Genomic DNA, 231 nt, shown 5'->3' with positions numbered 1-231 from the left:
CGTTACGATGCCTGGCACCTGCCGGATCGCACCCGGCTGCGGTTTGGGTATGGCGGGCGCGGCCACGACCACCCGGCGGTCCCTGGCGAAGCATCGACCGACCAGGTTGCTGTCCGGGCGGGGGTTGATGCGAATGGCGACGTCGAATTGTTCTTCCACCAGGTCCACCAGGCGGTCTTCGGCCACCACCTCGATAACCACGTCCGGGTAGGCGGCGCAGAAGCGTGCGCC

Annotated in this window: 1 protein-coding gene; it reads right to left on the bottom strand. The window is 68.0% G+C overall.

Going from position 1 to position 231, the window contains the following annotated elements; translation table 11 throughout:
* The coding region (locus AC0L20_RS41985; RefSeq protein WP_473295992.1) for a LysR substrate-binding domain-containing protein at nucleotides 1-231 on the bottom strand (231 nt) is incomplete at both ends.

This window comes from Bradyrhizobium sp. Kon58, from assembly GCF_055807455.1.
This window is presented reverse-complemented; position numbering and strand designations above follow the sequence as displayed.